The organism is Kitasatospora sp. NPDC096128, from assembly GCF_040303105.1.
In the GTDB taxonomy this organism is placed as follows: Bacteria; Actinomycetota; Actinomycetes; order Streptomycetales; family Streptomycetaceae; genus Kitasatospora.
Genome location: NZ_JBEOSP010000074.1, coordinates 15,312 through 28,318 on the forward strand (window position 1 = coordinate 15,312; position 13,007 = coordinate 28,318).

13 protein-coding genes are annotated in these 13,007 nt (G+C 72.8%); 8 read left to right on the forward strand and 5 right to left on the reverse strand.

Annotation, left to right across the window (positions count from 1 at the left end; genetic code table 11):
- Positions 1-5: 5 nt before the first annotated feature.
- The 5 genes from ABTY61_RS39870 (at position 6) to metG (ending at position 5,473) form a co-directional block, all read left to right on the forward strand.
- Positions 6-1,289 carry an adenylosuccinate synthase gene (locus tag ABTY61_RS39870; RefSeq protein WP_350510129.1) on the forward strand — a complete coding sequence of 428 codons (1,284 nt, stop codon included), beginning with the start codon at positions 6-8 and terminating at the stop codon, positions 1,287-1,289.
- Between the two features lie 148 nt (positions 1,290-1,437).
- The gene (locus tag ABTY61_RS39875) at positions 1,438-2,040 is read left to right on the forward strand and encodes a GNAT family N-acetyltransferase (protein ID WP_350510130.1); all 603 of its coding nucleotides are present in this window, start codon (positions 1,438-1,440) and stop codon (positions 2,038-2,040) included.
- 532 nt (positions 2,041-2,572) lie between these two features.
- Entirely contained in the window at positions 2,573-3,421 is an 849-nt protein-coding gene (locus tag ABTY61_RS39880) for a helix-turn-helix domain-containing protein (RefSeq protein ID WP_350510131.1), read from the forward strand.
- Positions 3,418-3,618 (forward strand): DUF397 domain-containing protein, encoded by a 201-nt coding sequence (locus tag ABTY61_RS39885; RefSeq protein ID WP_350510132.1) that lies wholly within the window; start codon positions 3,418-3,420, stop codon positions 3,616-3,618. The genes ABTY61_RS39880 and ABTY61_RS39885 overlap by 4 nt, the downstream gene beginning before the upstream one ends.
- Before the next feature lie 133 nt (positions 3,619-3,751).
- Positions 3,752-5,473 carry a methionine--tRNA ligase gene (gene metG / locus ABTY61_RS39890; RefSeq protein ID WP_350510133.1) on the forward strand — a complete coding sequence of 574 codons (1,722 nt, stop codon included), beginning with the start codon at positions 3,752-3,754 and terminating at the stop codon, positions 5,471-5,473.
- Positions 5,474-5,587: 114 nt separating this feature from the next.
- Here metG and ABTY61_RS39895 read toward each other — a convergent pair whose 3' ends face one another.
- The 3 genes from ABTY61_RS39895 to ABTY61_RS39905 all read right to left on the reverse strand — a co-directional run bounded on the left by ABTY61_RS39895 (position 5,588) and on the right by ABTY61_RS39905 (position 8,603).
- Positions 5,588-6,520, reverse strand: coding sequence for a class I SAM-dependent methyltransferase (locus ABTY61_RS39895; RefSeq protein ID WP_350510134.1), 933 nt, complete (start codon positions 6,518-6,520; stop codon positions 5,588-5,590).
- A gap of 44 nt (positions 6,521-6,564) precedes the next feature.
- Complete coding sequence (locus tag ABTY61_RS39900) at positions 6,565-7,545, reverse strand: NAD(P)/FAD-dependent oxidoreductase (protein ID WP_350510135.1); 981 nt, start codon at positions 7,543-7,545, stop codon at positions 6,565-6,567.
- A 107-nt stretch (positions 7,546-7,652) separates the two neighbouring features.
- The gene (locus tag ABTY61_RS39905) at positions 7,653-8,603 is read right to left on the reverse strand and encodes a hypothetical protein (RefSeq protein WP_350510136.1); all 951 of its coding nucleotides are present in this window, start codon (positions 8,601-8,603) and stop codon (positions 7,653-7,655) included.
- Between the two features lie 158 nt (positions 8,604-8,761).
- Here ABTY61_RS39905 and ABTY61_RS39910 point away from each other — a divergent pair, with 158 nt between their 5' ends.
- Positions 8,762-9,817, forward strand: a complete 1,056-nt coding sequence (locus ABTY61_RS39910; protein WP_350510137.1) for an aldo/keto reductase — start codon at positions 8,762-8,764, stop codon at positions 9,815-9,817.
- Between the two features lie 396 nt (positions 9,818-10,213).
- On the opposite strand, the gene ABTY61_RS39915 is transcribed toward ABTY61_RS39910, so the two are convergent.
- Together ABTY61_RS39915 and ABTY61_RS39920 are read right to left on the reverse strand one after the other, a co-directional pair.
- Positions 10,214-10,783 carry a GNAT family N-acetyltransferase gene (locus tag ABTY61_RS39915; protein ID WP_350510138.1) on the reverse strand — a complete coding sequence of 190 codons (570 nt, stop codon included), beginning with the start codon at positions 10,781-10,783 and terminating at the stop codon, positions 10,214-10,216.
- Between the two features lie 149 nt (positions 10,784-10,932).
- Positions 10,933-11,421: an LURP-one-related/scramblase family protein gene (locus ABTY61_RS39920; RefSeq protein ID WP_350510139.1), complete on the reverse strand. Its 489-nt coding sequence runs from the start codon at positions 11,419-11,421 to the stop codon at positions 10,933-10,935.
- A 91-nt stretch (positions 11,422-11,512) separates the two neighbouring features.
- On the opposite strand from ABTY61_RS39920, the gene ABTY61_RS39925 reads away from it, so the two are divergent.
- The gene (locus ABTY61_RS39925) at positions 11,513-12,052 is read left to right on the forward strand and encodes a GNAT family N-acetyltransferase (RefSeq protein ID WP_350510140.1); all 540 of its coding nucleotides are present in this window, start codon (positions 11,513-11,515) and stop codon (positions 12,050-12,052) included.
- Between the two features lie 39 nt (positions 12,053-12,091).
- Complete coding sequence (locus ABTY61_RS39930) at positions 12,092-12,859, forward strand: hypothetical protein (RefSeq protein WP_350510141.1); 768 nt, start codon at positions 12,092-12,094, stop codon at positions 12,857-12,859.
- The last annotated feature ends 148 nt before the right edge of the window (positions 12,860-13,007 follow it).

A 13,007-nucleotide genomic window follows, 5' to 3' on the forward strand; every position in this document is an offset into this window, starting at 1 on the left:
CGCCTGTGCCGGCACTCGTGCTCGTTGGCGCTCAGTGGGGGGACGAGGGCAAGGGGAAGGCCACCGACCTCCTCGGCGGCTCCGTCGACTACGTCGTCCGCTACCAGGGCGGCAACAACGCCGGTCACACGGTGGTCATCGGCGACCAGAAGTACGCCCTGCACCTGCTCCCCTCCGGCATCCTCAGCCCGAACGTGACGCCGGTCATCGGCAACGGCGTCGTGATCGACCCGGGCGTGCTGCTCTCCGAGCTCAGCGGCCTGAACGACCGCGGCATCGACACCTCCAAGCTGCTGATCTCGGGCAACGCCCACCTGATCACGCCGTACCACCGCACCATCGACAAGGTCGCCGAGCGCTTCCTCGGCAAGCGCCGGATCGGCACCACCGGCCGCGGCATCGGCCCGACCTACGCGGACAAGATCAACCGCGTCGGCATCCGCGTCCAGGACCTGTTCGACGAGTCGATCCTGCGCCAGAAGATCGAGGCGGCGCTGCACGACAAGAACCAGATCCTGGTCAAGCTCTACAACCGCCGCGCCATCCCGGCCGACCTGGTGGTCGAGGAGTACCTGGGCTACGCGGAGAAGATCAGGCCCTTCCTCGCCGACACCACCCTCGTCCTGGACGAGGCCCTCAAGGCGAACAAGGTCGTCCTGCTGGAGGGCGGCCAGGGCACCCTGCTCGACGTCGACCACGGCACGTACCCCTTCGTGACCTCGTCGAACCCGACCGCGGGCGGCGCCTGCACCGGCGCCGGCATCGGCCCCACCAAGATCGACCGGGTCATCGGCATCCTGAAGGCCTACACCACCCGCGTCGGCTCCGGCCCGTTCCCGACCGAGCTGCTCGACGAGGACGGCGAGGCGCTGCGCCGGATCGGCGGCGAGCGCGGTGTCACCACCGGCCGCGACCGCCGCTGCGGCTGGTTCGACGCCGTCATCGCGCGCTACGCGACCCGGGTCAACGGCCTCACCGACTTCTTCCTCACCAAGCTCGACGTGCTGACCGGCTGGGAGCAGATCCCGGTCTGCGTCGCGTACGAGATCGACGGCCGCCGGGTCGAGGAACTCCCCTACAACCAGTCGGACTTCCACCACGCCAAGCCGATCTACGAGACGCTGCCGGGCTGGACCGAGGACATCAGCAAGGCGAAGACCTTCGCCGAACTGCCGAAGAACGCCCAGGCCTACGTGAAGGCGCTGGAGGAGATGTCCGGCGCGCCGATCTCCGCCATCGGCGTCGGCCCGGGCCGGGACGAGACGATTCAGATCAACTCGTTCATCTGAGCCTGAGCGCTGCCCGGCCACCGGCCGACCGCCTTCGAGGGCCCTGCGGGACGTTCGCGTCCCGCAGGGCCTTTCGTCTGCCCTTCCACTTTTGCACTAATTCATAAATCCATTGCATCTAGTGCAGAGCCGCGCTACGTTCGGGGGCATGACCGCGAAGCTGCCCGTCCCCGTCACCCTCACCGGCCGCCACATCCGCCTGGAGCCGCTGGAGCGCCGCCACCTCGCCGACCTCTGGGCCGCCGTCGGCCCCGACCCCGAGGTCTGGCGCTGGACCATGTCCCTCCCGCCCGCCTCGGAGGACGAGCTCGGCCGGATCCTCGACAGCCGCATCGCCGAGGCGGCCGCGGGCGAGTGCGTGTACTTCGCCGCCGTCGAGCTCGCCGGCGGCACCGCCGTCGGCATCACCGGCTACCACGACTTCAGCGCCGAGGACGAGTCCGTCGAGATCGGCGGCACCCTGTACGCCCGCTCGGTCTGGCGGACCGCCGTGAACACCGAGGCCAAGCTGCTGCTGCTCACCCACGCCTTCGAGGACCTCGGCATGGGCCGCGTCTTCTGGAAGACCGACGCCCTCAACGAGCGCTCCCGCAACGCCATCCAGCGCCTCGGCGCCCAGTTCGAGGGCGTCCTGCGCCGCCACCGCCTCCGCCCCACCGGCACCTGGCGCGACAGCGCCTACTTCTCGATGCTCGCCGACGAGTGGCCGCCCGCCAAGTCCCGCCTGACGGACCGCCTTTCGCGGGGCTGACGGCCGGCGCCGATCCCGGCGGGCGGTTATTCGGGGTCGGCGGGGGCGGAATGGCGGGGGACGAACTCGCGTTTTCTCGGCCGGAGTTCCCGGGGTTGCATATTGACCAGCCAGACCAGCCAGCCGACGAATAGGACGGCGAGGAGGAGGGCGGACAATCCGGCGACCAGAAGGGCATTCACCGGGATGCGGAAATGCGCTGGGGAAGGTGGGGGTTCGGTTGCGGGGGGTGGGGAGGGGGAGGAAGGGGCACGGCTGTCTCCGGTCGGTGATGCCGAACGCCCTGACCGTGCCCTCTGGTGCGCATTGACTGCTGATTGGCAGGGCCGATAGGCGACTTGGCGACTGTTTAGGGGACAACAAGTCAGCGAGTGACACGGATGACCCTAGAGTCAGGGTGCCAGAGTTGCTACTGAGGCACTGGACGTTCACTCCATCGTGGGGTATCCCCCAATTCGCTGGCTAGGGCCCGGTGTGCACGGCACACTTCACCGGAAGCATCGACCGTAGCCGCGATCCGGAGAAGAGAGTCATGCCACCCCGCTTGTCGCCGACCGTGCGCCAGCAGCGCCTGGGGATCGAGCTGCGCAAGATGCGCGAACGCGTGGGCGTGACGCCCAAGAGCCTGGCCGCCACCATCGGCACCGACCTGCCCAAGATCTCCCAGATGGAGAACGGGAAGTCGGGCATCAGCGCCGAGCGGCTCCGGACCTGGGCGCGCACCTGCGGCTGTCTCGAAGGCCCTTACCTGGACGCCCTGCTGGCGATGACCCAGGACCGCCGGAAGTACTGGTGGGACGGCTACCGGGGGCGGATGCCCAGCGGGATCGTCGACATCGCGGAGATGGAGCACCACGCCGACTCGCTCTCCATCCTGAACAGCACCTTCATCCCCGGACTGCTGCAGACCCCGGACTACGCGGCCGCGGTGTTCGAGCGCCTGCCCCCGCAGCACCGGCAGGAGGCGGAGGTGCGGAAGGCATTCCGGATTCGCCGCCAGCAGCTCTTCGTCGACCGCCCGAAGCCGTACAGCGCGATCCTGCACGAATCCGCGCTGCGGATGCAGTTCGGCGGACCGGAGGTCCTGCGCGCGCAGTTGGTGAACCTGCTGGAGAACTCCGAGCGGCCGGGCCTGGAGATCCGGGTGATCCCGTTCAGCGTCCCCACCTACACCGCGGGCGGGGAGAGCCTGTATCTCGCCCGCGGGCCCGTTCCCGAGCTCGACACCGTCCAGATCGACCTCGAACACGGGCCGAAGTTCGTGCACTCCGAAGCGGAACTGGCTTCCTACCGGCGGATCAAGGAGAGGACCGCGGCGATCGCGCTCGGGACGGACGAGTCCCGGGACTTCATCCGGGCCTTACTGAAAGATTTTGCATGAACGTTTGGCGCAAGGCGTCGGCCAGCGGTGAGAGCACCGACTGCGTCGAGGTCAGAGCGATGGGCGGGCAGGTGGAGATCCGCGAGTCGGACCTGCCCGAGGTGGTCGTGCGGACGACACCGCGCAAGTGGGCCGCGTTCGTCCGCGGGGTGAAGGCCGGGGAGTTCGACCGGTACGCCGACTTCACCCGTCCGTGAAGCGGCCGCGCCCCCGCCGCAGCCCCGGCAGCCTGACGCCCGGCGGTAGGCTTGACAGCCCACAGTGGACCCCTGCGCCTGGCACCGCACTCCGGGTGGGGTGCGCGTGCGGGAGAATTCGGAGCATCCGAGGATGGCTCGGCACCTGATCACCAGCGCCCTTCCGTACATCAACGGGATCAAGCACCTGGGCAACATGGTCGGGTCGATGCTCCCGGCGGACGTCTACTCCCGCTACCTGCGCCGGCGCGGCCACGAGGTGCTGTTCATCTGCGGCACCGACGAGCACGGCACGCCCGCCGAACTGGCCGCCCAGGAGGCCGGACTGCCGGTCGCCGATTTCTGCGCCCGGGCGCACCACGCCCAGAAGGCGGTGTACGACGGCTTCGGGCTGTCCTTCGACCACTTCGGCCGCAGCTCCTCGCCGCAGAACCGCGAGATCACCCAGGAGATCGCCCGCGAGCTGCAGCGCAACGGCTTCATCGAGGAGCGCTCGATCCGCCAGGTGTACTCCAACGCCGACGGGCGCTTCCTGCCGGACCGCTACATCGTCGGCACCTGTCCGCACTGCGGCTACGACAAGGCGCGCGGCGACCAGTGCGAGAACTGCACCCGGGTGCTGGACCCGACCGACCTGCTGGAGCCGCGCTCGGCGATCAGCGGCAGCTCCGACCTCGAAGTCCGGGAGACCCGGCACCTGTTCCTGCTCCAGTCGAAGCTGACCGAGGAGGTCGAGCGGTGGATCGCCGCCCACGGCGACGACTGGCCGGTGCTGGCCTCCTCGATCGCCCGCAAGTGGCTGACCGAGGGCCTCCAGGACCGCTCGATCACCCGTGACCTGGAGTGGGGCGTCCCGGTGCCGGCCGACGTGTGGCCCGAACTGGCCGCCGAGGGCAAGGTGTTCTACGTCTGGTTCGACGCCCCGATCGAGTACATCGGCGCCACCAAGGAGTGGGCGGACGCCGCCCCCGCCGGGCAGCCGCGGGACTGGAAGTCCTGGTGGTACGAGGCCGACGACACCGTCCGCTACACCGAGTTCATGGCCAAGGACAACGTCCCCTTCCACACCGTGATGTTCCCGGCGACGCTCCTCGGCTCACGCCGCCCGTGGAAGAAGGTCGACTACGTCAAGGCCTTCAACTGGCTGACGTACTACGGCGGGAAGTTCTCCACCAGCCAGAAGCGCGGCATCTTCACCGACGTCGCGCTGGAGCTGCTGCCGGCCGACTACTGGCGCTACTTCCTGATGGCGCACGCCCCCGAGTCGGACGACTCCAGCTTCACCTGGGACCTCTTCGCCTCGGTGGTCAACAAGGACCTCGCCGACACCCTCGGCAACTTCGTGAACCGGGTGCTCTCGTTCAGCCGCAAGCGCTTCGGCGACGACGTCCCGGCCGGTGCCGGGGCCGGGGCGGCCGAGGAGCGGCTCGGCGAGCAGGTCGCCGGCCTGCTGGCCGAGTACGAGACCCAGCTGGAGTCGCTCAACTTCCGCAAGGCGGCGCAGGCACTGCGCGCGCTGTGGAGCGCCGGGAACGCGTACCTGGACGAGAAGGCGCCCTGGCTGCAGGTGAAGACCGACCCGGAGGCGGCGGCGCTGACCCTGCGGACGGCGATGAACCTGATCCAGCTTTACGCGGTGGTGTCCGAGCCGTTCATCCCCACCGCGGCGGCGGCGATGCGCGGCGCCTTCGCGCTGAACGGGGACACCCGTGGCTGGATCACCGCGGACCAGGCGCGGGCGCTGGACCTCGTCCCGGCCGGGACGCCGTTCACCGTGCCGCCGGTGCTGTTCGCGAAGATCACCGACGAGGACCTGGCGGCCTGGACGGCCCGGTTCGGCGGCACCGAGAGCTGAACCCGCTACGGCGCGGTCTCCCCGGCCACCCAGCGCAGGCAGCCGGGGCTGCCGGACACCACCCGCCCTCCCGAGAGCCCACCCCCACACCCCAGCCCCGCGCAGCGGAACCCCTCACCCCCGCCGCCCACTGTGCACCGTCATCGCCGAAAGGTAGAACGCATCCCCCCGCCGCAAGATCCCGGTCCCCCCGTCCCGGTCGATCAGCGCCTCCAACGTCGCCCGGTCCTCCGGGCCGAGCACCTCGGCAAGCTGGTCGTGCCGCCGGACGAGCTGGGTGTGCAGGTACTCCCGGACGGAGGGGGCCAGCGGCGCCGGGTGGTCCACCAGGAAGGTCCGGGTGCCGCTGGGCACCAGTCCGGCCCGCCGCAGCATGGCCGGCCAGTCCTCGATCTCCTCGGTGGTGCCGGGCAGTTCGGCCCGCATGGCGGCGAAGCCGTCCTCGTGGGCCGCGTCCAGCCGGGCCTGGAAGCCGGGTCGGCCGAGGCCGAAGTCGCGGGGCAGGAAGCGCGGCGGCAGGCCGCTCTCCGCGACGGCGAGCAGGCCGCCGGGCCGCAGCCGTCCGGCCAGCGCGGTGAGGGCGGCCTGCTGGTCGCCGAGGTGGTGGATGGCGTTGCCGGACCAGATCAGGTCGGCCTCGCCGAGCTTGTCGAACTCCTCGGGCAGATCGGCCTGTTGGGTGCCCACCCGGCCGCCGGAGCGGGCCCGGGCACGCTCCAGCAGGGCGGCCGACTGGTCCACGGCGACCACCTCGGCCGCCGGGAAGACCTCCGCGAGCAGCCCCGCGATCACCCCGGGCCCGGCGCCGACGTCGAGCACCCGGCGCACCGCGCCCTCCCCGGCGAGCCCGGACAGCCACTGCCCGGCCGCGGTGACGGCCCCGGCCCGCAGATCGGCCTCCCGTTCCAGGTGCGCCGCGAGAGCGTCCCAATCCAGATCGGCAGCGGGCACGTGCCCGTGCCCTTGAACGTGCCCTTGAACGTGCCGGTGCTGCCCGTCCTGCTGCTGGCCGTGCTGATGCTGCTGCCCGTACCCATGTGCAGACATGCTGTGTTCCCTCTCCAGTGGTAGGTCGGTGGTAGCTTCCCCGCTCAGACGGCCAGGACCGGCCCGGACGCGCGGCGCAGGGCGACCGCCCGTCCGATCTCCTCGTCCACCAGGTCGTGGTCGAGGGCGAAGGCGGCGGCCGCGCCCATCCCGGCCGCGACGATCACCTGGGCGCGCGGGTCGACGACGTTGCCGACGGCCCAGACGCCGGGGACGCCGGTGCGCCCGGTCCGGTCGGTGGTGACCCAGCCGTTGTCGTCCCGGGCGCAGCCCAGGCCGAAGAGCAGCGCGTCCCGGGGCACCGGCTGCGGGAGGACGAAGACGGCCTCACGGGTGACCACCTGCCCGGTGTCGAGTTCGACGCCGCGCAGCCGCCCGTCGTCGGCGACCACCCGGACGATCCGGCCCTCGACCACCCGTACGCCGCGCGCCGCGAGCCGTTCACGCTCGGCGGCGGTCGGTTCCAGGGTGTGCGCGAGCAGCACCACGTCCGCCGACCACTGCCGCAGCAACAGCGCCTGGCCGACGGCGCCCGGGCCGGTGCCGAGCACCCCGAGCGGGCGGTCGCGGACCTCCCAGCCGTGGCAGTACGGGCAGTGCAGCACATCCCGGCCCCAGCGTTCGGCGAGCCCGGGCAGGTCCGGCAGGCCGTCCCGCAGCCCGGTGGCGACGACGACCCGGCGCGCGTGCAGCACCGGTCCGCCTGCCAGGTGGACCACGAAGCCGAGTTCGGCCGGTCCGGCGGGCTCGACGTGTTCGACCCGCCCGTCGATCAGGTCCACCCCGTACCGGGCGACCTCCTCCCGGCCGACCGCGAGCAGTGCGGCCGGGGGCATGCCGTCCCGGCTCAGGAAGCCCTGCATGTGGGCGGCGGGGGCGTTGCGCGGCTCACCCGTGTCCACCACCGCGACCCGTCGCCTGGCCCGGCCCAGCACCAGGGCGGCGTTCAGTCCCGCCGCACCGGCGCCGACCACCACCGCGTCGTAGCGCCCCGCCGTACCGTTCTCGCCGTTCTTCTCGGTCATCGTCGCTCACCTCCACCGCCAGGCTGCGACCGACCATCCCGTATCGGCAAGCTTTGTTGCCATCTCAGCAAACACCCCCATCCCCACCCCATCCCCCTCCCGCTCCTTCACGCCCCGGTCCGCCGCCAGTACGACCGGGCGGCCACCGCCAGCGCCACCCCGTACCCGGCGAACGCGCACATCCCGACCCAGCCGATCTGGATCGCCTGCTCCGGCGTCCCCAGCGCACCCACCCGCATCCCGGTCACCCCGGCCGTGCACAGCACCAGGTAGCCGATCCCGAGCAGCCCGTACGGCGCCAGCGTGACCGCGCCGATCAGCGCCGGGGCGAGCGGCAGCCAACGCGGCACGGCCCGGCCGCGCAGCGACAGGGTCCAGCGCGGGAACACCTGCCCCCACGGCCGCACCAACCCCCACAGCAGGAACACCCCGAGCGCCGCCAGCAACACGGTGCCGTCCAGCCCCCAGCGCTCCAGGGCGAGCCAGAGCCCGGAGGAGCCGTTGCGCACGTAGTCGGCGTACATCTGGTCGCCGCTGATCCCCGCGAAACTGCCGCCCAGGGCCCAGACCAGCTTCATCACCACGTACGGCGCAAAGGCCAAGGTGCCTGCCCAGGCGGCGAGTTGGACGGCGGCCGGGGCCACCGAGGGCGCCGCCCGGAATGCCGTCCGAGCCACCGCCGCCCCCCGGGCCCGGGCGGCAGCCGCCAACAGCAACGCCCCGCCCGCCGCCAACGCCTTGTGCACCGTGCCCGGAGCGCTGTCCACGGCCTGCCCGAACAGCAGCGTCACCACGTCCATCAGCAGGCTCCAGGACGCCACCGCGGCCAGCCCGCACAACAGCCACAACACCCCGGTCAACCCCCGCCCCGGCCGCCTCCGCCCCGCCGCCCACCCGGCCCCGACCGCCGCCACCCCCACCCCGGCGACCACCCACCCGACCCAGCCGGTCCCCCACAGAGCCGTCCCGCTCAGCCCGCAGCCCAGCCCGAACCCGGCGTACCCGAGCCCCCAGCCGACCACCGCCCGACCGTCCCCCACCCACTCCCTCATCACCATGGCCCCAGGCTCACCCGCCCGCCCCGGCCCCGGCCTCCCCCGGCATGACCATCCCCCTCCCCCGCCCGGGGGATCCCCTTGCCTTGGAGCGCACTCCAACTCCTAGCCTCTGTCCCGCCACCACCCCGCACCACCCCACCAACCACGGGAGTACACCCATGCGTTACCGCGCCCTCGGCGGCACCGGCATCGAGGTCAGCGCCTACTGCCTCGGCACGATGATGTTCGGCGCCATCGGCAACCCCGACCACGACGACTGCGCCCGGATCATCAACACCGCCCTCGACCGGGGCATCAACTTCGTCGACACCGCCGACATCTACTCGGCCGGCGAGTCCGAGGAGATCGTCGGGAAGACCCTGGCCGCCCGCGGCGACCGGGACGACATCGTGCTCGCCACCAAGGTGCACTTCCCGATGGGCGAGGGCCCGGGCCGCGGCGGCAACTCCCGGCGCTGGATCGTCCGCGCGGTCGAGGAGAGCCTGCGCCGGCTGCGCACCGACCGGATCGACCTCTACCAGGTCCACCGGCCGGACCACACCACGGACATCGAGGAGACCCTCGCCGTCCTGGGCGACCTGGTCCGGGCCGGCAAGATCCTCGCCTTCGGCTGCTCGACCTTCCCCGCCGAGCAGATCGTCGACGCCCACCACGTCGCCGGGCGCCGCGCCCTGCCGCGCTTCCGCACCGAGCAGCCGCCCTACTCCCTGCTCGCCCGCGGCATCGAGCGGGACGTCCTGCCGGTGGTGCAGCGGCTCGGCATGGGCGCGCTGACCTGGGGCCCGCTGGCCGGCGGCTTCCTCACCGGCCGCTACCGCAAGGACCGCCCGATCGACCTCACCACCGGCCGCGCCGCCCTCAACCCGGGCCGCTTCGATCCGGCGCTGCCCGGCACGGCCGCCAAGCTGGACGCGGTCGAGGCCTTCACCGCCCTCGCCGCCGACCTCGGCCGCACCCTGCCCGAACTGGCCACCGCCTTCCCGCCGGCCCACCCGGCCGTCACCTCGGTGATCCTCGGCCCGCGCACCATGGAGCAGCTCGAATCCGCCCTGGGCGCCGCAGACCTGGTCCTCGACGACGCCACCCTGGACCGCATCGACGCCATCGTCCCGCCCGGCACCGACCTCTACCGCGCCGACGGCGCCTGGCAGCCCCCGTCCCTCACCACCCCCGCCCTCCGCCGCCGCCCCCTCCCCGACCGCCCGGCCTCCTGACCCGCACCGAGCACCACGGGAGGATCCAGCGGAAGTGGCGGAACGCACCCGGCCCAGGGCGTCGCGATGGCCAAGGGCCCGGTGCAGGTGCTGGCCAGGGCACAGCGGCTGGCGGACGTGGAGGCGGAGTTCACCGCGCTCCCGTTCGACCGCGAGACAGCTAGGAGATTCGGCGCCCTGACCGCGCTCACCATCCGGGCCGAGCGCGACCCCCGGCCTCGCCGCATGGATCTGGTGATCGCGGCAACGGCGGCCGCCCACGGCCCGCCGCTCCACACCCGGCACGCGGACGACTTCATCGGCCCGGAGCAAGGCGTCGAGGTCATTGCGCTCCAGCGTCCTGCAGCCCGGCCACCCGAGCCGCAGGCGCCGAGCACCGGGGCCCGACCGGTGGCCCTACCCCCGCGGGGCCGCGAAGCAGTGGACGACGACCGTGCGCCCGGAGTCCCAGCGCTGGTCGCCGCTGCCGAGCAGGGTCCAGCCGAGGCGCCGGTAGAGCGCCAGGGCGGCGGTGTCGGTGGCGAGCACATCGAGCACCGGGTGCAGGCCGAGGGTCCGGGCGTGCACCACGGCGTGGGCGAGCAGCCGGGTGCCGGCGCCCAGGCCGCGGGCCGCCGGGGCGACGTACAGGCGGCCGATCAGGGCGGTGAGTTCCGGTCTGCCGCCGGTGCGCAGGCTCCACAGGCCGGGGGCCAGGTCCCCGGGTCCGCTGCGGATCAGACCGACGTGGCCGGCGATCCGGCCGTCCGCCTCGGCGACCCAGGCGGCCAGCAGGCCGTCCGGGGTGAGCCAGGCGGCGGGCCGTTCGGGCCACTCGGCGGGGTATCCGTCGGTGGCGTGGACGTCGCCCAGGGCCCGTACGCAGTCGGCGAGGTCGGCGGCGCGGCGTCGGCGGACGCCCACCCCCGCCCCGGTCTGCCGTGGGCCGGACGCGACGACATTGGCGCGTTCTTCAAGGTCAGTCATGCCGGTACGTTACCGGCCGGCCGTCACCGGCGCAGCAGGTCGACCACCCCGGTGAGGTCCTCGGCGCCGGGTCGGGACGGCGCCTGAACGCGGCGCCGGCCCCGCTGGGTGCCCGGGGCCGGAGCACGTCCTGGGCGGCACCCCGTGACTCAGTGCTCCTCCGCCACCAGGTGGTCGACGCAGGCCGCGATCGCGAGCAGCAACCCGGTGTCCGCGCCGTCGGCGACCTCCACCCCGTAGGTGTCACGGACCCGGAACCACTTGCGGGAGATCCGGGCGAGCTGGTCGCCGTGGTGGTTCTCGACCCGGTAGTCCTTGTCGATCAGGTTGCCGTGGATCCTGAGCTCGCCGCCGGAGGCCAGCTCCACCAGGTACTTGTCACGGAACGGGGTGAACAGCTTCTCCCGTACGGTCGCGACCACCTCGCCGTCGGCGTCCTCGATCTTCATCGCGTCGCGGACGGTGAGCATCTTCTCCTTCACCACCGCGACCACCCGCCCGTGCGCGTCCTTCAGTTCGAAGGTGTGCCGCACCCGCAGCACCTTGCCGTCCACCAGGTAGGCCTTGTGCCCCCGGTCGTCCTCGATCCAGTAGTCGTCGCCGACCGCGAACAGCTTCTCCCTGACCAGGTACCGCACGTGGGCCTCCTCGGTGTTGACGTGGCCCCCATTCGACCCGACCTCCCGCCCGCCGCACGGCACCGCCGCGCCGCACCTGTTCAATACCGCCATGGACCGCGCCCCCGACACCACCCTCCACACCGCCACCCGCACCCCCCTGCACAGCGAACGCCTCGACCTCCTCCCCCTCACCCCCGAGCACGCCGACGAACTCGCCGCCGCCCTCGCCGACCCCGCCCTGCACACCTTCACCGGCGGCCACCCGGCCACCCCCGCCGAATGGCGCGCCCGCTGCGCCCGGTTGGCCGCCGGCTCCCCCGACCCCGCCGAGGCCTGGGGCAACTGGGTACTGCGGCTGCGCGCCGACGGCGCTCTGACCGGCTACGTCCAGGCCACCGTCCACCCCGCCGCCGCCGCGGCCGAACTCGCCTGGGTGGTCGGCACCCCGTGGCAGCGCCGCGGCCTGGCCACCGAGGCCGCCCGCACCCTGCTCACCCACCTCACCGCCGCCGGCCTCACCACCGCCGTCGCCCACATCCACCCCGACCACCACGCCTCCGCCCACACCGCCCAGGCTCTCGGCCTCCACCCCACCCCGCACACCGTGGACGGCGAAATCCGCTGGCAGGCCGATCTTCCGCACCCGTAGCATCCGATCTCCCCACCTCCTCACCCCCAGGAACACCCCGTGTCCGTCGACGCCGTCCTCCACCTGCGCTGGCCCGATGACCTCGCCCCCACCACCGGCGAACTGGCCACCCTGCTCGGCCTCCGGTACCCGGCGGACGGCGGACTCTGGGGAGAGGCCACCGCCCCCGACGGCGGCAGCACCATGTGGGTCCGCATCTCCACCGACCCCACCGACCGCCTCGGCCCCCGCCCCGGCCGGGCCGCCGAGCACCCCTACGACCACCGGCTGGTGCTCTCCCCCGCCAGGCGCGAGCCGTACCCCCTGGACACCTACGCGGTGCTCCGCGCCCACGCCCGCGAGACCGTCGCCCTGCTGCGCCGCCACGGCCTGGCCGAGGCCGCCTTCGGCATCGACGCCGACGGCGCGGACGGCTACTGGACGGCCGCCCCCGACGACCTGCCCGAGACCGTCGACCTGCACGTCCGCTGGGCCGCCGAAACCCCCACCATCACCACCCTCCCGGCCACCCTCACCCCCAACCTCCACCCGACCCCCGCCGCCCCCACCACCTCCCCCGCCCCGGGCCCCGACGACATCACCCGCGCCCTCGCCGCCCGCGCCGCCGCCCTCCCCGTCCACCACACCGCCCGCTACACCGGCCACCGGGTCACCCCCGAGGAACTCGACACCTTCGCCGACCACCTCACCGCCACCCTCACCCGCCCCGGCGAACAGATCGACCTCACCCTCTGGCTCGGCCCCCACCACCTCCTCCTCCACCAGACCGCCACCCAACCCCTCACCGACCTCCACCTCCTCCCCTGACCGCACCCCACCCCGCACCACCCCAACCCGCACCACCCCACCCACCCCCACCGCCCCCTCCCCACCCCAGGCGAGAGGGACGCGCTGCGGGAGGGGGCGGTGGAGGGGGTGGGTGCGGAGAGGGGCGTGACGGGTGATTTTCAGACCG

Bases quoted from the DNA above. Each gene is read 5' to 3' on its own strand.
- ABTY61_RS39875 (WP_350510130.1), top strand. From the start codon at position 1,438: ATGACCGCGAAGCTGCCCGTCCCCGTCACCCTCACCGGCCGCCACATC.
- ABTY61_RS39880 (WP_350510131.1), top strand. From the start codon at position 2,573: ATGCCACCCCGCTTGTCGCCGACCGTGCGCCAGCAGCGCCTGGGGATC.
- ABTY61_RS39885 (WP_350510132.1), top strand. From the start codon at position 3,418: ATGAACGTTTGGCGCAAGGCGTCGGCCAGCGGTGAGAGCACCGACTGC.
- metG (WP_350510133.1), top strand. From the start codon at position 3,752: ATGGCTCGGCACCTGATCACCAGCGCCCTTCCGTACATCAACGGGATC.
- ABTY61_RS39895 (WP_350510134.1), bottom strand. From the start codon at position 6,520: ATGTCTGCACATGGGTACGGGCAGCAGCATCAGCACGGCCAGCAGCAG.
- ABTY61_RS39900 (WP_350510135.1), bottom strand. From the start codon at position 7,545: ATGACCGAGAAGAACGGCGAGAACGGTACGGCGGGGCGCTACGACGCG.
- ABTY61_RS39905 (WP_350510136.1), bottom strand. From the start codon at position 8,603: ATGGTGATGAGGGAGTGGGTGGGGGACGGTCGGGCGGTGGTCGGCTGG.
- ABTY61_RS39910 (WP_350510137.1), top strand. From the start codon at position 8,762: ATGCGTTACCGCGCCCTCGGCGGCACCGGCATCGAGGTCAGCGCCTAC.
- ABTY61_RS39915 (WP_350510138.1), bottom strand. From the start codon at position 10,783: ATGACTGACCTTGAAGAACGCGCCAATGTCGTCGCGTCCGGCCCACGG.
- ABTY61_RS39925 (WP_350510140.1), top strand. From the start codon at position 11,513: ATGGACCGCGCCCCCGACACCACCCTCCACACCGCCACCCGCACCCCC.